The sequence below is a fragment of the Microthrixaceae bacterium genome (genome assembly GCA_023957975.1).
In the GTDB taxonomy this organism is placed as follows: Bacteria; Actinomycetota; Acidimicrobiia; order Acidimicrobiales; family Microtrichaceae; genus JAMLGM01.
The window spans coordinates 252501-277465 of sequence record JAMLGM010000003.1 but is presented as its reverse complement, the minus strand read 5'-3'; the positions used below and the strand labels follow the sequence as shown (position 1 = coordinate 277465).

Sequence of the window (24965 nt, the reverse complement as noted above, 5' to 3'; positions counted from 1 at the left end):
CGGTCCGGCCGTCGCGGCCACCTTCTGACGTCCCATCAGATTACCACGGGACCCACCGCTCCTGAACGGCCGTTCAACCAGCCGCTGCCTCGCGGAGCGCCTCGTCCACCCGGGTGAACGGCCAGACCTCTGGCAGGTGCAACTCGATCGGACCGGACTCCGGCACGGAGTACGACTCGTCGCCCGGATAGACCCGCCCGAAGCGCTCGCGCGCCTCCATTTCGATGAGCGAATCCGACGACAGCGCGGAGACCCGCTCGGAGAGTCGCCGATTCTCCGATTTCACCTCGACGAGTTGCTGCTCGGCCACCGCCATGTCACGACTCTGGGCCATCAGGCGTCGCGTCGGCGAGATCAGCACGGAGACCGCGATGACCATCGCCACCACGACCCCGACTCGAACGACACGACGCCTGCCTGTCACGACGTTGCCGCCCCGCGGGCGAGCGCCGAACTACCTCGGAACGCCGCATCCGCGCCGAGCAACTCCTCGATACGCAGCAACTGGTTGTACTTCGCGACCCGATCCGAACGAGCCGGAGCTCCGGTCTTGATCTGGCCGCAGTTGGTCGCGACGGCGAGATCGGAAATCGTCGTGTCCTCGGTCTCACCCGAGCGATGCGACATCACCGCGGTGTAGCCGCTGCGATGTGCCAGCTCCACCGACTCGAGCGTTTCGGTGAGCGAACCGATCTGGTTGACCTTCACCAGGATCGAGTTGGCGACCCCGGCTTCAATGCCTCGGGACAGGCGCTCGACGTTGGTGACGAACAGATCGTCGCCGACGAGCTGCACTCGGTCGCCGATCTGGTGGGTCAGCTCCGCCCAACCGTCCCAGTCCTCTTCCGCCATGCCGTCTTCGATCGACACGATCGGGTACTTGTCGGTGAGCTCGGCGAGGTAGCCCGCGAACTCCGAGGGGTTCAGCGTTCGGCCTTCGCCCGCCAACACGTAGTTGCCGTCGCGGTAGAACTCCGAACTCGCCGCATCCAGTGCGATCGCGATCTGCTCACCCGGCTCGTAACCCGCCTTTTCGATCGCAGCGATGAGCAACTGCACCGCCTCCTCGTTGCTCGCGAGGTTCGGCGCGAATCCACCCTCATCGCCGATCGCGGTGCTGAGTCCCTTGTCGTGAAGCACGTTCTTGAGCACGTGGTAGGTCTCGGTCCCCCATCGAAGCGCCTCGGAAAAGGATCCGGCGCCCACCGGCATGATCATGAATTCCTGCAGGTCGACGTTGTTGTCGGCGTGTTCGCCACCGTTGAGCACGTTCATCATCGGCACCGGCAACACGTGGGCATTCGCGCCGCCCACGTAGCGAAACACCGGCAAACCGACCTCTTCGGCCGCAGCGCGGGCGAGCGCAAGCGAAACGCCGAGGATGGCGTTGGCGCCGAGTCGGCCCTTGTTGTGGGTTCCGTCGACGTCCAACAGGATCCGGTCGATCTGGCGCTGATCGAGCGCATCGAGCCCCACGATCGCTTCGGCGATGTCGTCGTTGACGTGCTCCACCGCCTTGGTGACCGCCTTGCCGAGATAGTCCGAGCCGCCGTCGCGAAGCTCCACCGCTTCGAACTGCCCCGTGGAGGCGCCGGAGGGGACCGCGGCGCGGCCTGCGGCTCCGGTGGTCAGGAGGACTTCCACCTCGACGGTCGGGTTGCCACGGGAGTCAAGAATCTGACGACCGTGGATGTGCTCGATGATGCTCATATGGCTACTCCACAAACGGTTCGAATCAACGATAGTTCGAGGTTCATGGGAGCACAGGGAGTCCCCGCCCGCCAAACCGATTCGCCGGTCCGGCACCACCACCGCTCACGCCGATCCAGCTGCAAAGCTGGCCCCATGGAATCGGACCCCACCAAGCCCGAGTCGGGCGATGTCTCCGACGCCGCAGGATTCGACATGACCTGGGGAGGCCAGCTGTCCTTCGGCCGACGGCCTGCGACCCGGAACCTCGACGGGGTCGACCTCGCGATCGTCGGTGTTCCGTTCGACAACGCCGTGACGAATCGCCCCGGCGCCCGCTTTGGCCCCCGCGCCATTCGCGAGGCGTCCACGCTCTCCAGCGAGTTCCCTGACGGACTGTGGCCGTGGACATGGAACGTGTTCGAGCGTCACCGCACGATCGACTACTTCGACATCGCCTATCACCCCGGCATTCCCTCCGAAATGGCGCAGAACGTGCGCGACCACATCGGCCGCCTGCTCGACGCCGGGGTCAACGTCGTCGCACTCGGCGGTGATCACGTCATCTCCTACCCTCTGTTGCAGGCGACCTCGCAGCGCTATGGAACGCTGTCACTCATCCACTTCGATGCCCACAGCGACACCTGGGATGCGGGCGAGGAACTGAACCACGGCACGATGTTTCTGCGGGCCGCCCGCGAGGGACTGATCGACCCGACGACATCGGTGCAAGTCGGACTGCGCACCCCGAACGACACACACGGGTTCAACGTCATCGGTGCCGATCGCTTCTTCGAACTCGGCGTCGATGCGACGATCGCGGAGATCCGCGCAATCGTCGGGGCTCGACCCTGCTATCTCACCGTCGACATCGACTTCCTCGATCCCGCGTACGCCCCGGGCACTGGCACCCCGGTCGTCGGTGGTGCAACGACGTGGCAGGCACGACAGCTCCTCATGGGGCTCGCTGGACTCGACATCGTCGGCGCCGACCTGGTCGAGGTGGCACCGGCCTACGACCCGACCGGGCAAATCACGGCGCTCGCGGGGGCAACCCTTGCGCACGACGAGCTCTACCTCCTCGGCATCGCCCGCGACCGACGCGCCGGAATCATTCGCTGAGCCGCATCGATACAGCAGCCGCCGCGATACAGCGGCCGCCTCGAATCAGCGGCCGACTCAGGACCGCTGCGGCCCCGACGTCTCCGACGCCACAGTCGTGTGTTCGGCCTGTTCGGCCTGTTCGGCCTCGATGAAGCGTTCCCGGAACCGACGACTGCTCAGGCGCAAAGCATCCTCCGGGTCGATCCCCGAGGCCTGCGCCGACCCGGCGATCGCAAACAGCAGATCGCCAAGATCCTCGACCCCGAGCCCTGCGGTCTCGATCGAGGCGGCAAGCGCTCGAACCTGCGGGCCAGGACCGTCATCGACGAACCCCTTCGCCGCGGCCTTCTTCGCCATCTTCAGCGCCGTGGCGAGCGCAGGGAGCTCGCGCGGAATTCCGTCCAGCATCGACTCGCGCTGCTTCTCGACCACCTTCGTCGCCTCCCACTGCGACACCATCTCTTCGGTCGAGGAGACGACCGCATCGCCGAAGACGTGGGGATGGCGGTGGTAGAGCTTGTCGTGCACGTCGCGGGCAACGTCCGCAAGCGTGAACCACCCCGCTTCGGCGGCGATCGTCGCGTGGAAGAACACCTGAAACAACACGTCCCCGAGTTCCTCGCACAACTCGTCGGCGCCGTCTCCGGTCACGGGGTCGAGGTCGTCGATCGCCTCCAACAGCTCATAGCTTTCCTCCAGGAGGTAACGCTTCAGCGAGGCGTGGGTCTGCTCGCGATCCCACGGACAACCGGTGCGAAGCGCGTGCACCAGCTCGTCGAAGGCGACCAACTCGGCCGCCACCGGCGCGTCGAGGGTCGGGATGTACAGCGACGTCAAGTGATCGGGCACGACCTCGCGGTCGAGTTCCTGCCAGGGCACCTCGAAGATCGCCTCGTCGGGCAAGCCGAGTCGCTGGATGACCGTCACCGGCTCGGCGGGCCAATCCTCGAGCGAGAGCTTGATGTCGCTCAGGATCATCGCCGAGTCGCATTGGCACACGAGCAACGGGCCCGTCTGGCCCGCGGCGTCGGTCGCAAATCGGTGGCCGTCGACGACCCGAACCCCGCGATCGATCGGATCGATCCCGAGTCGCGCCCACGCCAGGTCGAGAAACGACAACGCCGCCACGATCCTCGTCTCCACCCGATCATCGGCCACCAGCAACTGCACGGTCCGTTCAGCCACGACCGGAGACCCAGGCACCGCATAGACCACCGAGCCGTGCTCAACGGCGGCTGCGCACAGACGATCGACGATCTCGCGATACACGTCGTCCATCGTCGGCGCTGTGTCATAGACGTCGTCGAAGTAGGTCACCTGACGTCGCCCCGGTGCGGCCTCGTCGGCGAAAATCGCGCACGCGGGATGTCGCTGCGTCCGAACGAAGACCGCTTCGCTGGCCCCGATCAGGTCGAGGGCGCCTTGTGTGACGAGATCCGCGCCGCCCGGACCGAGCCCGACGACGATGACCTGCGGGCTCACGCTGCTCCGAGCAGGTCCTCAAGGGAGGGTTCGTTGCTCGAGGAAGCCGCCGGAAACGTCGGCCGCAACGGCGAGTCGACGGCTCCCAGGTCGACGTTCCACGTGCCGTATCGCGGATCGATGGCCACACGGGCCTGGCTGACGGCGGCGAACTGCAGGAACTGGGTGGTCTGCCCCGACGACATGATCCCGTCGATCAACTCGACGGTGGCGGGGTTGTCGAGCGAGGTGGCCTCCTCGGACCCCTTCTTGACGAACATCGTGTAGGTCATCCCCTGCACGGTGATCTCCTCGGAGTACCACGAACCGATCGGGGCGTTGCGAATGGGCGTCACAAACCCGGTGAGCACCGCCTCAGCGTGGCACTCCTCACCATCGGTGAGCGGGGTGAACTCGATCGCTTCCGCGTCGATATCTGCGAGCGGCGCGTCGGTGCCGACCGCGGCGCCGAACTGCTCGGCCGCCGCGCCGTCGACGAGCGCGGCCTCGATGCAGTGGGTCGCACCGATCGAACGGTGTGTCCAACGGAAGAGCTCCGACCGGGCCTCTTCGGGGGCCATGTCGGCGAGCGAATCCGACAACCTGGTCAACGCGTTGTTCGCCGCGAGATAGTCCGTGGTGAGCGAGGCGAAGGCCTCGTCGGTCGCGCCGGTGGAGATCGCTTCCGCCGCGGCCCGATCGGCTTCGGTCACCCCGTCGCCAAAGCGTTCGACAAACGCCTCGATCGCTCGAACCTGGACCACCTGCCCCAACGCAGCGCGCGCCGCTTCGGCGTTGACGACACCGTCGCGCGACGTAGCGGCAATCTGCAGATTCTTGAGAATCTCGCTCGACTCGGCGAGTTCGCCGATCGTGCGGGTCGAGATGTCGGTGCCGTCGACGGTGGCCGCCGTCTCGTCTGCGGCAACCCCGCAGCCCGTGGCGAACATGGCAAGCGACAACGCGGCTGCGGTGGTGGTGGCGAGAAGTCGTTTCACAGAACCTCAGATCGTACTGGTCAGATGCCCCGTTTGCCCGAGGAGGTCACCTCGGAGGCGGGAACAACGTCATCGATGGGGACGAGTTTCGCAAAAGCGTCCAACAAGGTCTCAATCACGACTCGACCCGACTTCACAGGAAGCTGGACTTGGCGCAGATCGGACTTATAGTGCGCCCCCTTGTACAGGCGCTCGAGACGCATCTGTTTCGATTGCGGCAACTCGAGCGGAGCGAGCTTGGCGACGAGCGCGGGACCGCCGAACCCGGTCGACTTGGCGACCGAGATCTCGGTGACTCCGGTGCGAACGCACTGCACGCGAACCCGAGCCACGTCCAACAACGACTGGGCCGGCTCTGGGATCGGCCCAAAGCGGTCGGTCCACTCGCTCGCAATGTCGTCGACATCGGCGTCGGTCGTCACCACCGCCAGCCGGCGATACGCCTCGAGGCGAAGGTCGTCACGGGCGACATAGGACGCCGGCAAGTTGGCGTCCACCGGCAACTCGATCTTGATCTCGGCCGGTTCGGTCGGCGTCTCACCGTTCAACTCGTTGATCGCCTCGTTGACCATCGAGCAGTACAGGTCATAGCCCACGGCGGCGATATGGCCGCTCTGGCCCGTTCCCAACAGATTTCCAGCGCCGCGGATCTCGAGGTCGCGCATGGCGATCCGGAACCCCGACCCGAGCTCGGTGGCCTCGCCGATCGTGCGCAAGCGTTCGTAGGCCTCCTCCGACAGCTCACGATCGGGCGGGAAGAACAGATAGGCGTACGCTCGGCTGCCGGAGCGCCCGACGCGTCCGCGCAACTGATGCAACTGGCCGAGCCCGAGCAGATCTGCACGCTCGACGACCAGCGTGTTCACCGTCGGCATGTCGATGCCCGACTCGATGATCGTCGTACACACGAGCACGTCGTACGCGCCTTCCCAGAACTCGACCACCACACGTTCGAGCGTGCCCTCATCCATCTGTCCGTGAGCGACGGCGATGCGAGCCTCGGGCACCAGGTCGCGCAGCTCCTCGGCCTTCTGGTCGATGTCGGCCACCCGATTGTGCACGAAGAACACCTGCCCCTCGCGCAGCAGCTCACGGCGGATCGACTCGGCCACCGCCCGGTCGTCGTACTCGCCGACATAGGTGAGGATCGGCTGACGTTGAGCCGGCGGCGTCTGCAACAGCGACAGGTCCCGAATTCCGGTGAGCGACATCTCCATCGTTCGAGGGATGGGGGTCGCGGTCAACGTCAGCACATCGACGTCGGTGCGGAACTGCTTGATCGCCTCCTTGTGGCTGACCCCGAAGCGCTGTTCCTCATCGACCACCAACAGGCCGAGCCGTTTGAACTCGACGTCGCCCGACAACAGGCGGTGAGTCCCGATCACGATGTCGACCTCGCCCGCGGCCAGCCCGGCGGCGACCTCTTTGCCCTGCTTCGCGGTGAGGAAACGGCTCATCACCTCAACGCGAACCGGATAGGCGGCAAAGCGTTCCGAGAACGTCGCAAAGTGCTGTTGCGCGAGCAGTGTCGTGGGCACGAGCACCGCCACCTGGTATCCGTCCTGCACCGCCTTGAACGCGGCGCGGATCGCGACCTCCGTCTTGCCGAACCCCACATCACCGATGACCAGTCGATCCATGGGCCGATCGGCTTCCATGTCACCCTTGACGTCGGCGATGGCCGCTAGCTGATCGGGGGTTTCGGCAAACGCGAACGCGTCTTCCATCTCGTGTTGCCACGGAGTGTCGGCCGCGAACGAGATTCCTGGCGTATGCACCCGCTTCTGGTACAGCACCACCAACTCCTGGGCGATGGTCGCCACCTCTGACGCGACCTTGGACTTGGCCTTGGCGAAATCAGCGCCCCCCATCTTCGACAGGGTCGGCGTCTCGCCGCCGGAGTAGTGCCGCACCGAGTCGATCTGCTCGGAGGGCACGTACAACTTGTCGTCGCCGCGGTATTCCAACAGCAGGTAGTCCCGCTCGACCCCGCCGATGCTTCGCTTCACCATGCCGCCGAAGCGAGCAACCCCATGGTGGTGGTGTACGACGTAGCTGCCCACCTTGAGGTCGTCGAAGTAGCTCTCCGACTGACGCTTGCGGGCGCGCACGACCCGGTGAGTGCGACGACGACCCGTCAGGTCTGCTTCACTCAGCACCGCGACCTTCGAGGTCGTGAGAATGAATCCGCGGTGAAGCGGCGCCACGACGATGTGACCGCCCGGCTCGCACAGCGCCGGGCCGCCCTCAAGGTGCAGCGGGTAGGACACACCCTGTTCGGTGAGCAGCCGGGCAAGCCGCTCGGCCGATCCTGCACCCTCCGCCGCGACGACGATGCGATACCCCGTGCTGGCGAGATCCTTCAATTGTGCAACCAAGCGCGAACCGTCGCCGGAGGCCGACGCCCACCCGGCCGCCTGGATCGTCTCGACCTCGGGCCCTTCGGGAGCGACCGTCATCGACCAACTCGGCGCCCGTGTGTGGCTCAGCAACCGATCGAAATCGAGATGCAGCCGCGGCAGCACCCCGTCCGAACTCGCCCCCCACGTTCCCGACAGCACCCGCGCCAGGTCGACCTCTTCAGCGATGATGTCACCGGCCCGATCGCGCATCCGTCGCGGTTCGACGAGGACCACCTGCGCGTCGTCGCCGATGAGATCGAACAGCACCCGTTCCCCGTCGCCAGACGCCCCGCCGGCCACCAACCACGGAAGCCACGACTCCATGCCGTCGAACGTTTCTCCGCCGGCAAGGCGCGCCCACGTTTCGGCACCCCACGGCTCGGAGGTCTCGAGCGCTGCCGCACGCTCGCGCACCTCGTCGGTGAGCATCAGCTCGCGACACGGGAAGATCTCAACCTGGTCGACATCGGTATCGGATCGCTGATCGTTGACCGAAAACGAGGTGAGCCGATCGACCTCATCGCCCCACAGATCGATTCGAATCGGACCGTCCGCCGTCGATGGCCACACGTCGACGATCGAACCGCGCACCGCCAGTTCGCCGCGGTGTTCCACCTGGTATTCACGGCGATAGCCGGCCTGGACCAGGCCGCCCACGAGCCGTTCCTGGTCGATCACCGCGCCGGGTCTGACCACGACCGGTTCGACGTCATCCGCATGCGGGCCGAGGCGCTGCACGAGCGCCCGCGCTGAGGCCACGACGACCCTCGGCGACCGTCCGGGTGTCCGCAGACGCCACATCGTGCGCAGACGTCGCCCCATCGTTTCGACCGACGGGCTGACGCGCTCGAACGGGAGGGTCTCCCAAGCCGGAAAGGTCTCGACCGCGTCGTGTCCAAGGAAGCTCACCAGATCGCTCGCGAGGCGCTCACAATCCTGCGCGGTCGGCGTTGCCACGACGATCGGCGCACGCTCCGACAACGTGGCGATCGCTGCGATCGTCGCGGCCCGAGCGGGTTCGGGCACCGCCATGGTCGCCGAGACCCGACCAAAGGTCGACGTGAGCGCCGGCTCATCGCGCAAGAGCGGAGCGAGTGCGCCCAACGCCCCTGCACCGTCGAATGCGCTGCGGCCCGCTTCGAGCCTCGGTGGGTCGGTCACGGTCATTTCTGGTTATACCGACCCATCGCAGCCTCCACCCCATCGGTCAGGATCATCTCGACCGCGTCCGCCGCCTCGTGCACGCACACCGAAATCAGTTCGCGGTCGCGTTTCGTCGGCTGGGCCAGCACGTGATCCGCCCCTCGGTCCTTGCCACCCGGGGGCTTACCGACCCCGATGCGGATGCGCGTGAACCCGTCGGAATGCAGGTGGGCCTTGATGGAACGAAGACCGTTGTGGCCAGCGAGCCCGCCGCCGAATTTCACCTTCATTCGGCCCGGCTCGAGGTCGAGCTCGTCGTGCACGACCACCAGCGTTGACAGGTCGGTGATTCCGTAACGCTTCACCAGCGGGGCCACGGCTCGGCCCGACTCGTTCATGTAGGTCTGCGGAAAGACCAGCGCCACCCGCGCCGGACCAAGCCGGGTCTCCGCGACCAGCGCCGATTCCTTGGCGGTCCGAAACCGCGAGCCGGTTCGCTCGGCGATCAACTCGATCGCCTCGACTCCGACATTGTGCAGGGTCCCGCGGTATTTCGGGCCCGGATTGCCGAGGCCGACCACCATCAGATCCCACGGGGTCGTGGTGTGCTCCTTCGCACCGGACCTGGCGGACCCGCCGCGCCGCAACACCACGATCGATCAGCAGGGCCGGGGCGAACCGGATGCGATCAGGATTCCGCGGCGTCGTCGCCCTTGGCCGCCTGGCGGGCAGCGACGATTGCAGCGCGGGTCAGCGGGGCCGACACGACCGCCGTCGTCGGGTCCAACTCGGTGGTCACCCCGTCCGGCAACGCCAGGTCGCCGACGGTGAAGGTCTGTTCGACATCGAGGTTGGTGATCGACATCGTGATCTCGGTGGGGATCGAGTCCGGCCGCACCGTCACCCGGAGGCTACGCAGACGCTGGTTGATCATGCCGCCACCTGCGGTGACCTGCTTCGCCTCGCCGGTCAACACGACGGGGACGTCAAGAACGATCGGAACCTCGGGATCGATGCGCAGGAGGTCGATATGGATCACCTCACGACGAACCGTGTGACGCTGAATCTCCTTGACGAGCGCGTACTCGGTTTCACCGTCGACCGTGAGCTTGATGAGCGCGTTGACACCGGCGTCGGTCGTCATCGCCTTGCGGAAGTCGGGGCGAGCGACCTGCACCGAGCTCGCGTCTTTGCCCATGCCGTACACCGTGGCGGGAATGAAGCCTTCGGCGCGCAGGCGGCGCGACGAGCTGGTGCCGAGTTCGCGGCCGGTGGTGGCGGTCAGGGTGACCTCAGCCATAACAATTACTCCTCAAACGAACGTCACGGCCGCGCGGGGACGCGCCAAGGCCGGATTGAGAGACTATCCGCCCACCCCCGCGAGGGCCAAGTGGGGCCCGAAATCGTGCCGGAGCGCGGCGGTTTGCGTCAGCGCTGACGTTTGGATCAGTGCTGGTTCTCGCCGTGGAAGATCTCCGACACCGACGTGTCTTCGAACACCGCATCGATCGCGTCGGCGATGATGCCGGCGGCCGACAGGACCTCGATCTTCGCGATCCGGTTCTGGGGCGGCTGGTAGACGGTGTTGGTGATCACGACCTTCTCGAGCACGGAATTCTCGATCCGTTCGATCGCCGGACCGCTGAAGACTCCGTGGGTCGCAGCCGCGTACACCTTGGACGCCCCGCGTTCGGCCAGCAGTTCGGCGGCGGCCACCAGCGTCCCGCCCGTGTCGATCATGTCGTCGATCAGCACGCACACCTTGCCGGCGACGTCACCGACGACATCTTTGGCTTCGACGGTGTTCTTCAGACCGCGCACGCGACGCTTGTGAACCATGGCGATGTTCGCGTGCAACTGGTTCGCGTAGCGCTCGGAGACCTTCACCCGGCCGGCGTCGGGGGATGCCACGACCAGATCGGTATCGCCGAGGTTGTCCTGCATCCACTGCACCAGAACCGGCATCGCCGTGAGATGATCGACCGGGCCGTCGAAGAACCCCTGGATCTGCCCTGAATGCAGGTCGACTGACACCAGCCGCTTCGCACCCGCCACCTTGAACAGATCGGCGATGAGTTTCGCCGTGATCGGCTCGCGTCCCTCTGCCTTTCGGTCCTGACGCGAATACCCGTAGAGCGGAGCGACGACCGTGATCCGCTTGGCCGAGGCGCGGCGGGCGGCGTCGACCATGATGAGGTGCTCCATCAACGCGTCGTTGATGGACAGTTCGGGTGTCGAGGAATGCCCCTGGAAGATGAACACGTCGGAGCCGCGGATCGAATCGCCGTACTTGCAGTGGAGCTCACCGTTGGCGAACTCCGACACCGAGATCGGTCCGAGCGAGACATCGAGGCGTTGCGCCACCTCCTCTGCGAGCGGGCGATTGTTACGCCCCGCGACGAGGTGCAAACGCTTCTTGGTGACGAGCTCCATGAGCAACTCCCGATCAGGGCTGGGCGGTGTCAGAATTGTAGGACGCTCCGGTGACCGCGTCGGACGGGATCTCGGACCCAGCGCCCAACCAGGCGAATGGACCGACCACGGCGCGGTCGCCGATCACCGCTCCTCGAGCGACCGTCGACTCGATGATCGCGTCGCGTCCGACCACGCTGTCGACGAGGCGCGAGTTCGGACCGATCTCGGCGCCTTCGCCGATCACCGTTCGCCCCTGGAGGACGACACCGGGAAACAGCGTCACGTCACGGCCGACGGTCACGGTCGTTTCGACATAGGTCGTCGCCGGATCGAGCATCGAAACACCCGACCGCATCAACGCCTCGTTCGTGCGGCGACGCATCTCCGCCTCCGCATGGGACAGCTGCAACCGGTCATTGACCCCCGAAGCCTCCTCCGGGTTGGGCGCGATCATCGAGTCGACGCTATGGCCCGCACTGGCAAGCACCTTCACGACATCGGTCAGGTAGTACTCGCCCTGCGCGTTGTCCGGGCTGAGTCGCCGCAGGGCCGGTGTGAGGAGCGAACGTTTGAAGCAATAGATCGACGTGTTGACCTCGCGGATGGCGAGTTGATCGGGGGTCGCATCCTTTTGTTCGACGATGTCGACCACCGCCCCGCCCGCGGCCCGCACGATCCGGCCGTACCCGGTCGGATCGTCGAGCTCCGCGGTCAGCAGCGTCGCCGCCACACCGCTGCTGCGATGCCGCTCGACGAGCTCGCGCATCGTTTCTGCGCGCAATAGCGGCGCATCGCCGGGCAGGACGATCACGTCGCTGTCGTCATCGACATCCTCCGGCAGACCGGCAAGGCCAATCTGAGCTGCGTCTCCGGTGCCGCGCTGTACCTCTTGGTGAGCGAAATGCAGTGCGGTCGACAGCGGATGTTCGGTGATCTTCTTTGTCACCACCTCGGCCTTGTGACCCACGACGATGGCGATCGCATCGACCGAACTCGTCTCGAGGGACTCCAGGACGTAGGCCAGCATCGGTTTCCCGCACAACCGGTGCAACGGTTTGGGTCGTTCGGATTTCATCCGCGACCCTTCCCCAGCCGCGAGCACCACGGCGTAGAGCGGACGTCGCTGCTCGACTGTTGTGGTCACGGCGCCCCCGGCACCGCCCGCATCATCCGTGCGGACGAATCGATGAATGCTCGCGGGGCAGGACTCGAACCTGCAACAACCGGATTCAAAGTCCGGTGTTCTGCCAATTGAACTACCCGCGAAGGATCTGTTGAGCGTATTCGATCGAACCCGTCATTCCACAACCGAAACCACCGTGGCCCGCCGCGAATCCGAACCGCGCCTCAGCGGTTACGCCGACCCAGCACGAACGCTTCCAACAATCCCACGCCGTACCCCAAATGCATCGCCATCAACGCACCCGGAACGAATCGAAGCGACTCCGGGGCGGTCAACTTAGGTGCGATCGACGCGGTCGCCACCGCGATGCCGCCGAGATAGGGCGTGACGATCGCAGCCGCGACCTTGGGCTTGCGCCAGCCGATGACCGCCGCGAACATCATCGCCAACGCCAGCACGGCCGGCAGGACGTGGCGCGGCGAGGCAGATTTCGGGTGGGTGAGCAGCGTGACAGCCTTGGCTCTGCCATAGCGTCGATACTGCTCGAAGAACGACCCGATCGTCTCCCGGGTCTGCCAGAAGATGACGATGCCCGGGTCGAAAAGCAGCTCGCGTCCCGACTGCCGCACGCGGTAGTCGAACTCGAAATCCTCATTGGACACGTTCGACTCATCCCAACCACCGAGTTCGTTGACGACCGACATCGGGTAGGCGCCGAACGGAATGTGATCGACGGTTTCCACCTCGGTGCTGTGGTGGTACTTCGAGTTGCCGACCCCGAACTTGGACCCGAGCGCGGCGACGATGGCACGGCCGGCGGCGGTGGTGGCGACACCGTCTTTGCGACCGCCGACCCCACCCCACTTTCCGGTACCGAGGTGCGCCATCACCGATTCGACGTAATTGGCGGGAATCGTGCTGTGGGCGTCCATCCGGATCATCCAGTCCGAGGTGATGCTCGCACGGGCGGCATTCAACGCGGCCGGCTGGGTCCGCCCCGGATTCGCCACGACGCGAACTCTCGGGTCGACGGCGGTGTACTCCGCCACGATCTCGCGGGTTCGGTCCTGGGAACCACCATCGAGCACCAGCACCTCAAGGTTGTCCCACGTCTGAGCCAACACCGCGTCGAGACACGTGGAGATGGACCGTTCTTCGTTGTACGCAGGGATCACGACGCTCACGAGCGGCTGGCCACCGGAGCGCGGAGTTGTCGAAGTCATTCGAGCAGTCTTACCGAGACCTCGTCGTGGCAGGAACCACAGCGCGCGCTCAGCGGCGCTTGCCGAGCAGCGTCGGGATCGTGCGCAGCCCGATCACCAGGTCGCGCACCGGCGACCAGTCGTCGATGTAGCGGTTGTCGAGACGCACGCGAGTCTCCAGCGACGAATCGCCCCAGAACCCGTTCACCTGCGCCCAGCCGGTAATCCCGGCCGGAACGCGATGCCGGTGGGCATAGGCCGGGTACTCCTCGGAGTGCTGGTCGACGAAGTACGGACGCTCCGGCCTCGGACCGACGATCGACATCTCGCCCTTCAACACGTTGATCAACTGGGGAAGCTCATCGAGGTGCGACTTGCGAAGGAACCGACCGATCGGAGTGATTCGGTCGTCGTCGAGGTTGACCGCCTGTGCACGCTGATCGAGTTCCGCCTGCTTCTTCGGATCGGCGACATGGGCCATCGTGCGGAATTTCAGAATCTCGAATGGGACGTGGTCGACACTCACCCGTTCCTGGCGAAACAGGATGGGGCCGGGACTGGTGAGTTTGACCGCCGCGGCGACGACGATGAACACCGGCAGCGTGAGGATGAACATCACGCTGGTCACTACGAGGTCAAATGCCCGCTTGAGTGGCCACATGAGGTGGTGACGTCCGGCGCGGCCGAGCGTGGTGATGGCGAACCCGTCGACCTCGAAGCCGGTGGCACCGGAGGCCACCCCGAGTTCGAAGAATCGTGGAACCGTGTAGAACTGGATCGGCATGGCGGCGCACTGGCGGACATACCCGACGATCTCGTGCTCGGTGGCGGCACCGTACCCCAAGATGACGTGGCGGATGTTGCGCTCCGCGCAGACCTCGGCGAGGTTCTCGGGGCGATCGATCACCGGAAGACGGCCGCGCTCGTCGAAGCGGTCGAGAAACCCGATCGGCAACAGCCCACAGTCCGGGTTCTGGTCGATGGCCTCGGCGAGGTCGCGGCCGACCGCCCCGGCGCCGACGAGAATCACATCCTCCAGGTCGTACCCACGAGAACGCAGGCCCTGGACGAGCTTGAACGACACGAGCCTGCCCAGCAGCACGAGTGCCGAGGTGATGGCGACCAACTGGGCCCAGACCGTGATGTCGACGGCGGAGACCCACCCGGCGAGCACCGACGCGATCAGCGGTGCCAATCCGATGCGCACGACAACCGAAAGGGCGGTTTCGCTCGGGCGTGGAACCACCCGACCGCGACGGTGCGTGGGCAGGAGGAGCACCGTGGAAATCGCTGTATAGGCGAGAATGATGTTGCCAAGGTCGCGATCGCTCCCGGAACCCCGCCTCGTGAGGTAGGCGACCCCCAAGACGATGACGGCGTCGAGAGCAACGCCGAGCAACAACGCCCATGCGCCGATACCCCGACGTTGTTGCTGGGTGAACGGCGCCGCGTCGCCGTGCGAATCGCTGGCGAATCCCCCGTCTCGACCGACGAGCCGCAGCGATCGACGCTTCGAGCTCTCGGACGCCTCGAATTCCGATGCGTCGTGTTCGGATGGCCTCGCAGCGGCAGGCTTCAGCATCGATCAACTCCCGTTGGTTTCCCAAACAGTGCCGAGCCCCGACGCCGCGTCGTCATGACTCTCGACTCCCCAAGTACCTCAAGAGCTAAGCACGCCGCCCTTCAACACTCAAGGGGGTTTCCTCAGTTTCTTCACAAATACGGGTTGCGTTCACCGGCGCAGGACCACCGCGCCAACCGGATTCGTCGTGTTCGACCGAACCGCGTTGCCGGTGAACCTGGCATCGCGAATCGAAGTGCCCCCCTCTGTCACCACGACGACCGTCGCATCGGCAAGCGTCAACAACTGGTGGGTCGGCACCGATCCCGGCACCTGCGGGCCGTCGATGATCACGACGTACTTGCCCGACATCGTGCCGAGCACCTGGTGAAGGTTCGACCGCATGCGCAACAGGTTGCCGCTCCGATCGATGCCTGCGGGCATCAATCGGATCATGCCCGCAGGAGGAGCCATCGAGTCGAGGACCGCGGGCATATGTCCGTTCTCGATGCGAAGCAGGGTCTGGTCGACCCGGAGATCGCCGCTGAGGCATTCCGCGAGACCCGGTTCATCGATCGCTCCGACCAACTTGGACAGCGACGCGTTCTGCAGGTCAGCGTCGACGATCGCCACCGGCTGATCGAAATTTCGGGCGATGGCACACCCGAGCGCCAACACGAGCTTCGAACGCTCGAGATCCGCCTCGGGGCCAACGACCACCAGGCGATGAATCGGGCCCGCGGTTCCCAACCGTTCGATCGCGCTGAGCATGCCGAGAACGGCGTCGGACGGGTTGGTTCCTCGGCCGTCGCCGATCGTCGCGACGCGAGCGAGCACCGGGAGATCGAGCGCCTCTCCCACGTCTCGCGCCGAGGCGATCACCGGACGCCGATACTGGCGATACGCAGCGACCACGAACCCGAACATGAACGCAACGGCAGCGCCGGCCACGAAGCCCATCCACCACGGAACGTATTCCTGTTCGGCGACGCCGCCTTCCCACATGTCCAACACCACCGGCGTGGCGATACGCGAGCTGATGGGGACGTTCTTGAAGGGGGTTTCGAAGACCTTTTCCAGCGTGGGAACGATCGCGGCCGAAAGGGTCGCCGCCGTTTCCCTGTCGGCGGCGCGAACAACGACGTCGAGCGACGCCGACAACGGTGGCCGGTTGGTGCTCACCATCGATTTGACCTTCTCGACGGGGAGATCGACATCGGCCATCTGCTTGAGCTCCATCGCAAAGCCCTTGTCGGCGATGAGCTCCTCGAGCAGTCGGGTGAGGGTATCGATATCGGTCGGATTGGAACTGTTCATCACGAACAACGTCCGGGTCACCGCGTACTGCTCGGGCAACGCCAGTGTCGCCAGCGACGCCAGAACTCCTGCCACCAGCGTCGCCAGCCCGATCAGCAACCAGGTACGACGGGGAAAGCGGAAACTGATCGGGTTGTGTTCCTCGACAAGGGTCGGATCAGGCAGTGTCGCCAGTGTGCCCACCGCCGTCGTCCCGAGCTCAGACATGAAACCTCAACTTCCCTACGCCACCGGAGTGTCCCTCCTGTGGTCCTTCGCCGTCCGGCCGTACGCGAACGGGCCGTGTCCACGCTACCGGTGCACGCACCCGAACGGAAGTAGGCGCCGCGTGCAAGAACTGTGAAGGGTGGTGGTGTTGTGTCGAACACCAGCGGGTTCGCACGCGTACGGGGGTGCTCGCTAGAGTTCCACCCGCCATGGGTTCATTGATTAAGAAACGCCGTAAGCGGATGCGGAAGAAGAAGCACCGCAAGCTCCTTCGCCGCACTCGTCACCAACGTCGAGCACGCGGCAAGTAACCCCAGGGCCGGAGAATTTTCCGGCCGCCGAACGCGTCATGACAACGTCGTCACGACCTGTCTACCGGCGCCGGGGAAGCTGCCCTCTACAAACCAGGTCGACCCACTCCCCGCTAGCCGGGGGGTGAGACCGCTCGCCTCGGCGAGTTCGTCTCTCCACCGAGCGATCTCCGGAAATGCCATCAGCGCAGCTTCGGTCAGGTCGTTCGGTTCGACCGCGTCCATCGGCGCGGTCGGGCCCCCAAGCTCGTCCCAGACCCGGTACACGACCGGGGTGGAGCAATGCACGGGAGGCGTCACCAAGGTGAACGTCTGGCGGCGCTCGTCCAGCGGCTCGACGATATCCCCGATGCCGCGGACCCGGGCCCGCCCACCGACGAGGCAGTAGGCGACATCGGCGCCGAGCTCCGCCGCCGCCGCGAGGTCGTCGAAGTTCGCCCATCGAAGAATGGCGGCCGCGTCGCTACTACCTCCCCCGAGTCCGGCGCCGGCAGGAATGTTCTTTTCGACGACCACGGATGCCTCGTGACCGATCAGGCGTAGCGCCTTCGACACCAGGTCGGTACCGTCGGTCGGCCCGGCCAGTTCCCCGGCGTAGCGACCCCGCATCTCAACACCGCGTCCCGGCGACATCCACAGCCGATCGCACAGATCGAGCGACACCATCTCGGCATCGATCAGGTGATAGCCGTCGGGCCGCACGCCGGTCAGGCGCAACGAGACGGTCAGCTTCGCCGGTGCAAGGAGTTCAATCATCGTCCACCAACCTATGACAGCGCTGACTCCGCCTTGTTACGAACCGCCGCAGCGAGACGACACCAGGCCACCACGTCGAGTTCTTCGGCCCTCGCCGAAGGGGAAACCCCGGCGGCGACGAACGCCTCGTCGTCGACCAGCGATGACAACGAACGCCGAAGCGTCTTTCGCCGCTGCCCGAACCCCGTCTTCACCAGAGCGAACAACGCGGTCGGATCGGAGCCATCGACGGGCTGGGGTCTCCGGATGATTTCCACGAGCGCAGAGGTCACCTTCGGACGCGGATGGAACACCTCCGAACCGATGGTGCCCACCATTCGCGCGGTGGCCCAGTAGGTCACTTTGACCGACGGGATACCGTACGCCTTCGAACCAGGCGTGGCAGCCAGCCGTTCGGCGACCTCCTTTTGCACCATGACGACCAGCCGACCGATCTCGGGCGCCTCATCGAGGATGCGCAACACGACCGGGGTCGCGACGTTGTAGGGCAGATTCGCAACAAGGGTGCAGGGTTCGCCTCTCGTCACCTTCGACCAGTCGACCTCGAGCGCATCGGCGACGGTGACCTCAGCGGCGCCCGCGGTGATCGCTTGCATCGCTGGCACGAGACGGGCGTCGATCTCCACCGCGCGCACCGACGCCCCCGCCTCGAGCAGGCCGAGCGTCAACGAGCCCAGACCAGGGCCGACTTCAACCACCACGTCATCTGGCTGCACACCGGCGAGCCGCACGATCTTTCGGATGGTGTTGTGGTCGATCACGAAGTTCTGACCGAGGGTGCGGTGTGGCGCGAGGTCGTGTTCAGCCATCACCTCAAGCAACCGCGTACGGGTCAACAGCGGTAACGTCGAACCGGGTCGCGGCTCGGTCATGGACTGAGGACCTCCATGGCCGGAGCCACCGCCGGCGGTGGTTCGATCGACACCGGCGGCTCGACCGGATCCACTTCGGGCACCGTGACGGCGGTCGTCGGGATCGGGGCTGTCGTCGGGGTGGCGGTCGCGGCTGGCGCCGTCCCCGCGGCAGCGGTCGTCGTCGACTTCTTCGGGGGCGCAACCGTCGTTGTCACCGAACCTGATTGCGGCGTCGGTTCCGAGGCGTCAACCGTCGAGTCGCCCCGCCCCGCCGACTCCGACGGAGCGACGGCTCCGAGCTGCTGGCGTCGAATCCGTTCTCGCCGCTGCGCATCGGTTTCGGAGTAGCGACTCGTACCCCGCTGAACCCATCGCGGATTCAACGCGACCTGCACCACGTCGCCGCCTTCGGCGACCGTCGTGGGCGACTCGATCAACGTCGTCTCCACCGAGGTGGAACCGACCTGCGCCGTCGTCGACGTCGCGGCCGTGGATTCGGATCCACCATCTCGAATCTTGCCGATGATCACCCAGGGAACCGCCACGACGGTCAGAACGCTCAACACGATGATGAAAACGCGTCGAACCGATTCGCCTGGGGAATTCTGCGCCCCGCGCATCGGCGTCATGCCCCCGCTCCGCGACTCAGCGCAACTCCACCGTCGGTCCCCAACCCGTAGAACGACCGAGTCGTCGCCGAGGTCAGCTGAGCGAAGTGTTCACCATCGACCCCTCGGAGTTGCGCGAGGTACTCCCCGACGACTGCGACGTGCGCGGGACGGTTCGGCTTGCCCCGGTGCGGGACCGGGGCGAGGTACGGCGAGTCGGTCTCGACCATCATCTTGTCGAGCGGGCACATCATTGCCGCTTGCCTGAGGTCCTCAGCGGATGGGAAGGTCACGATTCCGCTGAAGCTCAAAATGGCGCCGCGTTCGAGACACTCCTCGGCGTCTCCCGGACCTCCGGTGAAGCAGTGAAACACCGTATTGCGAGGCACCCCTTCGACATCGAGGATCTCGAAGGTCTCCTTCCACGCCTCGCGCGAATGGATGACGAGCGGCAAGCCAAGTTCGTGGGCGAGGCCGATCTGCTCGGCGAACACCGCTCGTTGAACCTCGCGTTCAGAATGGTTGTAGAAGTAATCGAGTCCACATTCCCCGATCGCCACGACCTGGTCGCCGCCCGCAAGATCGCGAATCCCGTCCGTGCCGTCCTTCGCGTCGTGGGGGTGGACGCCGACCGTCGCGTAGACCGAAGGGTGATCTCGGGCGACTCGGATTGCCGCCGCTGACCCGGCGAGGTCGCATCCGACATTGACGAAGGCCTCCACGCCCCCGGCAGCCGCCTCGTCGATCAGCTGACGCACGAGTTCCGGCTGATCGGCCGGAAGATGGCAGTGGTTATCGATCCACATCGCTACAGCTTCGTTCACAGCCACCCGGTGGGTAAAACCCCACCAAGACCACGCTCAGCTTGATCGGCGACCACATCACACGCGGGCGGGGTGCCACACCGTCGAGAACTCGACGAACTCGGCTGCCCCACGCGGATCGCGGGCATCGCTCAGGCGGACGACCCTCACGAACCGCCTGCTGGCCCGCTCCGCCAGTTCCCCCACCAGGTCGAGGCCGATGGCCACCTCGGGCAGCGCGATCGCATCGACCCGGTCAGCGAGGGCCAATGACAGCGTCGGCGCCGGGCCGTGTAACAGGTTGATCACTCCAGCGGCAAGATCGTTCGCTGCGAGGATTTCGCCGACGGCAAGCGGACCGCATGGGGCAAATCCGTCTACCAGGACCACCGCCGCGTTGCCTGAAACGACGACCGGAGCCACCAACGCTGCCGACGCAAACAGAGGGCGTCGGGCGCAGGCGACAACGCCGACAACACCGATCGGGTGCGGGGTGGTCGAAGCGAGGAACGACCCGGCCACTGCACTGGCGCCGCCGAACACCGCCGCAAGCTTGTCTGCCCACCCGGCCCAATGTGTCCAGCAATCGATGGTCTCGGCGACCTCCGCCTCCGCCGCTTCCCGGTCGGTGCCTCCGAGGCACAACTCCTCGACCAGATGTGAGCGGTGACCGTCGAGCGCCTCTGCCACCTCGAAGAGCACCTGGCCTCGCCGTTGCGGTGCCAGCGCTGCCCACTCCGAGCGTGCGTCGATGGCGGCCGCGACCGCGGCGGAAACCTCGGCCGTGTCCGCCTCGCATATCCCTGCCGTCGTACCGTCGGCGAGGGTCACCTCCGCCCAACGCCCCGACATCGATTCGGCCATGGCACCGCCGATGAGATGCCGGTAACGACGTCGAGACGTCGTCGACATCGGGGAGGCTCTCCGCGGATCGACCGAACTCATGGCGTCTCTCCCCCGTCGCCGTGTCGAGGCCGACACCCGTCGATTGCGCTGGCGCCCTCGCACCGGCCGCGATCGGCGGACAGCTCGAGATAAGCACCGACCCCGAACCGCCCTCCACGGTCCCCTCCCAGCGACCGGGCGAGTCCCCAAGTCGGACTCGCAGGGTCGACCAGGTCGTAGGAATTCACCCACACAAACCCGGCGTGCAGCTGATCGGCCACCCACTGTGAGCGGGCAGCGTCGGTGGTCCACACCCCGGCCGACCGCCCCGACGCCACCTGATTCGCAATCGCTACGGCCTCGTCGTGAGTCCGAAATGTCAACACGCTGAGCACCGGACCGCGGGTCACCTCAGCCAGCGAGCGATGAGGCAATTCAACTCGGTGCAAGAGGGTCGGTTTGACGAACCATCCGCGCTCGGGCGGCCGCTTGGCCCAGCGAACGACCTCAGCCCCATCTTGCCTCGCTGCCGCCACCAGAGCCTCAGTCCGACCCACCTGTTCGGCCGAGTCGAGCGGGCCGACGTCGGTGTTGTTGTCGAGCGGGTCTCCTACCCGTACCTGCTGCAGTCTCCGGGCGAGACGGTCGACCACCTCTTCTGCGATCGACTCCTCGACGAGCACTCGGCTCGCGACATCCCATGGCTCGCTTCGATGTTGCCAAATTCCACGCACGACCGCGTCGATCGCCTGATCGAGCGGCGCGTCGTCAAAGATCAGCTGCGCGGAGTTGCCTTCCAGTTCCAACAACAACCGGGTGCCAGCCTTCGCCGTCGATTGTGCGACGGCTTTGCCGGCTTCAGCCGAACCGGTGAACTCCAGGGCCCCCAGCGCCGGGTGAGCAGCGAGTGCGGCCCCCGTGTCGTCGCCGCCGGTGACCACGTTGACCACCCCTGGAGGCAACCTTGCCTCGCGGCAGATGTGAGCGAACATCAACGCGCTCAGCGACGCGCGTTGAGATGGCTTCACCACGACGGTGTTTCCAGCTGCCAACGCCGCAGCGACGGAGCGCGCCAATGCTGCCACGCCGGCCCCCGGCGGCAAGATGACGCCCACCACACCGAGGGGGACCGGTCTCACACCGCCTCCGACGGCCCACTCCAACTTGTCGGCCCAACCAGCGAAATGGAAGATCTGCGCCACCGCCGCCGGCCCGTCGGTCTCCCGCAGCCAACGCACCGGTCGGCCGCTTTCGATCGCTCCAAGGACCGAGAACTCGCGGCATCGCCGTCGTATCACCTGCGAGAGGCGAAACAAGTGCCTGCCGCGCTCGAGCGGGTCCGTGTCGTTCCACAACCTGTCGAATGCACGACGCGCCGCCCGAACCGCGAGGTCGACGTCCGCGGCATTCCCGGAGGCCACCTCCGCGAGTGATTCACCCGTTGCCGGCTCAACGACCGTGAGCGTCTTCGAACTGGCCGATGGCACGAATGCCCCGTCGATCACGTGGGCGTAGACCTCACGTATGACGACACGTCGCCGGTTCTCAAGCGCCGGCGAGTAGTCGGCGAAACCGCCGGCGGACCTCGTGGCGTTGAAGGTGGGGTCGCCTGGGGTCATGAACGCCCCGTCCGACGTTGCTCGACTACCTCATCGAGCAGGCCCGTCGATGCGAGGCGAAACCAATCGGGGCGGAGCCAGGCGATTCCCAACGTCTCGTTGACAATCACCAGATAGCGCAGCGCCTGCTCGACACCCAGCGCGTTGCCGTCGACCTTCAAACCGACTCGCCGTCCGCTCTGCACTGCGAAATCGCTGATCGCCTCGCTCACGCAGAGGACTGCGGCCTGCGACGCTCGTGGTGTACGGGTCCCGGTAGCGATCCTGATCATGTCGGCCCCGGCCGCCATCGCCACCATCGAGGCGCGCCGAACTTCCTGGTATCCGTCGAGCCCACCGAGCTCGAGACCGACGTTGAGCTTTGCCGGCGCGCACGCACGCGTCGCGGCCACGATCGCTTCGTACCATCGATCGATACCGTCCGAATACCGCTGCCCGCCTTCGAAGACGATGTCGACCTCGTGGGCTCCAGCGGTAACGGTCTCACCGATTTCGACCAACCGCTGCGATGGCCGATGCTCGCCAATCGCAATCCTTGCGGTGCCCGACACGACCCGCACCGGGGACCCTGCGAGAGCGTCGGTCACGGCCGCGACGAAGCGGGGGTCGACACGCACCGCAGCGATTGCCGGACACGCGGGGTCGGAGCGGTCTGGTTCGCCGGCGCGTGATGCAAGCGCTGCGACGCTCGATGCCGACTCGAGATTCTCTGGACCGACCAGGTCCATACAGCGAATCGTCAGATCGAGACCTGCAGCGAGCGAGGATCCCGTAACGACCCGGCCGCCCAGTTCTTCTGCGCGGCGCTCAAGCCCAGCAGCGTCGACCGAGCCGAATCGAACCGCCTCCAACGCAACACGGCCAAGCTCGGCTGGTCCGGGTCCGGTCGACAACACCGGAACCGGAGCGCCAACCGGCCTCACCGACAAGGTCGTGAACGCTCCAGCCCCGACCCCAGAAGCTCTCCGATAGCCCAGGGTTCCACCGCCGCTCATCGAAAACCACCGACGGCCCTCGACGATCCGCCGACCTCCGCGGTGCCACGTGCCCGCCCATACGCGCTCGCCATCGCCACATCCTCGTCATGGCGCCCCAGCGACGCCACACCGCATAAAGACTAATCCTCTCGGGGGGAGCCAGTCATCGGCGCCTGCCGGGCGGCTCCAGCTGAGCCACCGCCATCCTCGCGAGGGTGCGCAGAACTGGGGGGTGAGCGACACTTGAGCGGTGAGCGACATCTGGATCGGTTTCGACGCCGACGACACCTTGTGGCACAACGAGCACTACTTCGTCGAGTCCTACGACCTCTTCGCTGAACTCGTCGCGCCTTACCTCGAAGCCGATCACGCCGACCCACGCCAAGCGGCCCATGATGCCTTGATCGAGACCGAGCGCCGCAACGTTCCGAGCTTCGGCTATGGCATCAAGGGAGCGACGATCTCGATGATCGAAGCCGCTATCGCGATCTCGCATGGCGAGATCGACACATCACAGATACTTCGGCTGGTCGAACGAGCCAAGGCGATGATGCACCATCCGGTGGAAATCCTCGACGGCGTCCACGACGCGCTCGACGCCCTTTCCTGCCACCGCCTGGTGTTGCTCACCAAGGGTGATCTAAAGGATCAACATCGCAAGATCGACGCCTCCCAGCTTGCGGAACGTTTCGACGCCGTCGAAATCATGCATGAAAAGGACAGCGATACCTACGCAAAGGTCCTTCAACGTCACGGGATCGACTCCGCCGGCTTCGTGATGGTCGGAAACTCACTGCATTCGGACGTGTGGCCGGTGCTTGGGCTTGGGGCCGGGGCAGTTCACGTCCCCTATCACACCACCTGGGCGCTCGAGACCGCCGAGGATCCGTTGGACCACCCGCGGTACCGCCGCACATCGACGCTCCATGACGTTCCCCGCGCCGTCGACGATCTCCTCGGTTGATGGCGGTTGATGGCGGTTAAATACGGAAAAACGAGCGAAAACGGGTTGGAGGAACCAGCAACTGGTTCCTCCAACCCGTTTCATACGAAATCCGGCGGCGTCCTACTCTCCCAGGGACTCCCGTCCCAAGTACCATCGGCGCTGAAAGGCTTAACTACCGTGTTCGGGATGGGAACGGGTGTGACCCTCTCGCTAAAACCACCGAAACCAAGATCTTTGAAAAGTTGATAGCAAGTACGAACAACCATGTAGAACAACTAAAGCCCTCGGCCGATTAGTACCGGTCAGCTCAACACGTTACCGTGCGTACACTTCCGGCCTATCAACGTGATCGTCTATCACAGGCCTTACCCAGTTAACCTGGTGAGTGACCTCATCTTGAAAGGAGCTTCCCACTTAGATGCTTTCAGCGGTTATCTCTTCCGTAGGTAGCCAACCAGCCATGCCCCTGGCGGAACAACTGGCACACTAGAGCTACGTCCATCCCGGTCCTCTCGTACTAGGGATAGCTTTTCTCAAGTCACTTACGGCTGTAGAGGATAGGGACCGAACTGTCTCGCGACGTT

22 protein-coding genes, 1 tRNA gene and 2 rRNA genes (1 of these 25 only partly in view) are annotated in these 24965 nt (G+C 65.4%); 3 read left to right on the top strand and 22 right to left on the bottom strand.

From position 1 onward, the window contains the following. Positions 1-73: 73 nt before the first annotated feature. The gene (locus tag M9952_06245; protein MCO5312522.1) at positions 74-424 is read right to left on the bottom strand and encodes a septum formation initiator family protein; all 351 of its coding nucleotides are present in this window, start codon (positions 422-424) and stop codon (positions 74-76) included. Continuing rightward, on the bottom strand, positions 421-1710 hold the full coding sequence (gene eno / locus M9952_06240; GenBank protein MCO5312521.1) for a phosphopyruvate hydratase: 1290 nt from the start codon (positions 1708-1710) through the stop codon (positions 421-423). Before eno ends, M9952_06245 begins: the two co-directional genes overlap by 4 nt. Positions 1711-1845: 135 nt before the next feature. Between eno and speB the strand changes: the two genes are divergently transcribed. After that, positions 1846-2811: an agmatinase gene (gene speB, locus M9952_06235; GenBank protein ID MCO5312520.1), complete on the top strand. Its 966-nt coding sequence runs from the start codon at positions 1846-1848 to the stop codon at positions 2809-2811. 57 nt (positions 2812-2868) lie between these two features. Here speB and M9952_06230 read toward each other — a convergent pair whose 3' ends face one another. The 11 genes from M9952_06230 to M9952_06180 form a co-directional block, all read right to left on the bottom strand. Continuing rightward, complete coding sequence (locus M9952_06230) at positions 2869-4275, bottom strand: MazG family protein (protein MCO5312519.1); 1407 nt, start codon at positions 4273-4275, stop codon at positions 2869-2871. Continuing rightward, on the bottom strand, positions 4272-5252 hold the full coding sequence (locus tag M9952_06225) for a hypothetical protein (GenBank protein MCO5312518.1): 981 nt from the start codon (positions 5250-5252) through the stop codon (positions 4272-4274). The genes M9952_06230 and M9952_06225 overlap by 4 nt, the downstream gene beginning before the upstream one ends. A 20-nt stretch (positions 5253-5272) precedes the next feature. Continuing rightward, complete coding sequence (gene mfd / locus M9952_06220; GenBank protein MCO5312517.1) at positions 5273-8815, bottom strand: transcription-repair coupling factor; 3543 nt, start codon at positions 8813-8815, stop codon at positions 5273-5275. 2 nt (positions 8816-8817) lie between these two features. Further along, positions 8818-9450 carry an aminoacyl-tRNA hydrolase gene (gene pth, locus M9952_06215; GenBank protein MCO5312516.1) on the bottom strand — a complete coding sequence of 211 codons (633 nt, stop codon included), beginning with the start codon at positions 9448-9450 and terminating at the stop codon, positions 8818-8820. A 35-nt stretch (positions 9451-9485) separates the two neighbouring features. Beyond that, on the bottom strand, positions 9486-10097 hold the full coding sequence (locus M9952_06210) for a 50S ribosomal protein L25 (protein MCO5312515.1): 612 nt from the start codon (positions 10095-10097) through the stop codon (positions 9486-9488). A gap of 146 nt (positions 10098-10243) precedes the next feature. Continuing rightward, positions 10244-11230, bottom strand: coding sequence for a ribose-phosphate diphosphokinase (locus M9952_06205; protein MCO5312514.1), 987 nt, complete (start codon positions 11228-11230; stop codon positions 10244-10246). Positions 11231-11243: 13 nt separating this feature from the next. After that, positions 11244-12356 (bottom strand): NTP transferase domain-containing protein, encoded by a 1113-nt coding sequence (locus M9952_06200; protein MCO5312513.1) that lies wholly within the window; start codon positions 12354-12356, stop codon positions 11244-11246. Between the two features lie 49 nt (positions 12357-12405). Next, positions 12406-12478: transfer RNA gene (locus M9952_06195), tRNA-Gln, on the bottom strand. A gap of 81 nt (positions 12479-12559) precedes the next feature. Further along, positions 12560-13558, bottom strand: a complete 999-nt coding sequence (locus M9952_06190; protein ID MCO5312512.1) for a glycosyltransferase family 2 protein — start codon at positions 13556-13558, stop codon at positions 12560-12562. 49 nt (positions 13559-13607) lie between these two features. Beyond that, on the bottom strand, positions 13608-15119 hold the full coding sequence (locus tag M9952_06185; GenBank protein MCO5312511.1) for a sugar transferase: 1512 nt from the start codon (positions 15117-15119) through the stop codon (positions 13608-13610). Between the two features lie 150 nt (positions 15120-15269). Then, on the bottom strand, positions 15270-16622 hold the full coding sequence (locus M9952_06180) for a hypothetical protein (GenBank protein MCO5312510.1): 1353 nt from the start codon (positions 16620-16622) through the stop codon (positions 15270-15272). Between the two features lie 209 nt (positions 16623-16831). Here M9952_06180 and M9952_06175 point away from each other — a divergent pair, with 209 nt between their 5' ends. Continuing rightward, positions 16832-16933 (top strand): AURKAIP1/COX24 domain-containing protein, encoded by a 102-nt coding sequence (locus tag M9952_06175; protein ID MCO5312509.1) that lies wholly within the window; start codon positions 16832-16834, stop codon positions 16931-16933. A gap of 36 nt (positions 16934-16969) precedes the next feature. On the opposite strand, the gene M9952_06170 is transcribed toward M9952_06175, so the two are convergent. The 7 genes from M9952_06170 to M9952_06140 are packed head-to-tail and all read right to left on the bottom strand — an operon-like array spanning position 16970 to position 23453. Continuing rightward, positions 16970-17689 (bottom strand): 4-(cytidine 5'-diphospho)-2-C-methyl-D-erythritol kinase, encoded by a 720-nt coding sequence (locus tag M9952_06170; protein ID MCO5312508.1) that lies wholly within the window; start codon positions 17687-17689, stop codon positions 16970-16972. Positions 17690-17700: 11 nt separating this feature from the next. After that, entirely contained in the window at positions 17701-18561 is an 861-nt protein-coding gene (gene rsmA / locus M9952_06165; GenBank protein MCO5312507.1) for a 16S rRNA (adenine(1518)-N(6)/adenine(1519)-N(6))-dimethyltransferase RsmA, read from the bottom strand. Next, positions 18558-19172: a hypothetical protein gene (locus M9952_06160; protein ID MCO5312506.1), complete on the bottom strand. Its 615-nt coding sequence runs from the start codon at positions 19170-19172 to the stop codon at positions 18558-18560. The genes rsmA and M9952_06160 overlap by 4 nt, the downstream gene beginning before the upstream one ends. Beyond that, a complete protein-coding gene (locus tag M9952_06155; protein MCO5312505.1) occupies positions 19169-19975 on the bottom strand; it encodes a TatD family hydrolase in 807 nt (268 codons plus the stop codon). The genes M9952_06160 and M9952_06155 overlap by 4 nt, the downstream gene beginning before the upstream one ends. 57 nt (positions 19976-20032) lie before the next feature. Continuing rightward, positions 20033-20899, bottom strand: a complete 867-nt coding sequence (locus M9952_06150) for an aldehyde dehydrogenase family protein (protein ID MCO5312504.1) — start codon at positions 20897-20899, stop codon at positions 20033-20035. After that, positions 20896-22458 carry an aldehyde dehydrogenase family protein gene (locus M9952_06145; GenBank protein MCO5312503.1) on the bottom strand — a complete coding sequence of 521 codons (1563 nt, stop codon included), beginning with the start codon at positions 22456-22458 and terminating at the stop codon, positions 20896-20898. The genes M9952_06150 and M9952_06145 overlap by 4 nt, the downstream gene beginning before the upstream one ends. Continuing rightward, complete coding sequence (locus M9952_06140; GenBank protein MCO5312502.1) at positions 22455-23453, bottom strand: hypothetical protein; 999 nt, start codon at positions 23451-23453, stop codon at positions 22455-22457. Before M9952_06140 ends, M9952_06145 begins: the two co-directional genes overlap by 4 nt. A gap of 232 nt (positions 23454-23685) precedes the next feature. On the opposite strand from M9952_06140, the gene M9952_06135 reads away from it, so the two are divergent. Continuing rightward, positions 23686-24399 (top strand): HAD family hydrolase, encoded by a 714-nt coding sequence (locus tag M9952_06135; protein MCO5312501.1) that lies wholly within the window; start codon positions 23686-23688, stop codon positions 24397-24399. A gap of 89 nt (positions 24400-24488) precedes the next feature. Here M9952_06135 and rrf read toward each other — a convergent pair. Both rrf and M9952_06125 read right to left on the bottom strand, forming a co-directional pair. Next, a 5S ribosomal RNA gene (gene rrf, locus M9952_06130) occupies positions 24489-24605 on the bottom strand. Positions 24606-24653: 48 nt separating this feature from the next. Further along, a 23S ribosomal RNA gene (locus M9952_06125) occupies positions 24654-24965 on the bottom strand; it runs 2770 nt beyond the window's last position.